Annotated in this window: 1 protein-coding gene; it reads right to left on the minus strand. The window is 69.2% G+C overall.

Going from position 1 to position 549, the window contains the following annotated elements:
• Positions 1–293: 293 nt before the first annotated feature.
• The coding region (locus RB628_RS41245) for a BON domain-containing protein (RefSeq protein ID WP_318325751.1) at positions 294–549 on the minus strand (256 nt) is incomplete at its 5' end.

Here is a 549-nt window from a genome sequence, read left to right on the forward strand (position 1 = left end):
CTGGCGGGACCGGCAGGCCCATCCGGGTCATCTCGGCCAGGTTCGCGCCCTTGCCACCGAGCAGGTCGGCCTGGTCGCGGCCGCCTTCTGCGAAGTCGTACACGTAACGGACCATGACACCGGGCTCCTCCGTCGGGCTTCGGACTGACCGGGCACCGGGACCTCGACGTCAAGCTCGACCGGGACATCGGGGGTATCCATGGTGGACAGACCCGGCGCCTCCCGCCCCGCAGAGCCGATGCCCGTGTTCCTCTGGAGGGCGGTGGTCGCACCTCGTCCACGGCGGATGGGGTTCACCGCCCCGGTGTACCGGCTGTGGTCTCGCTGCCGGCGCGGAGGTGATGCGTAACTTCGACGACACCGTCGACGCTTTCGGACAGGCGTACCGCGATGGGGATGAGGGTTTCCTGTGGCACGGTGCCGTCGAGTGTCACCCGTCCGTCGGCGACCCGGACGCTGACCTCGCCGGGTCGCAGGCCGAGGCTCCGGGTCATGACATCCGTGGTGATCTCCTCCTGGATGGCGATGTCTCGCCGCAGGAAGACGTGC

The organism is Streptomyces sp. ADMS, from assembly GCF_033441795.1.
Classification (GTDB): Bacteria; Actinomycetota; Actinomycetes; order Streptomycetales; family Streptomycetaceae; genus Streptomyces.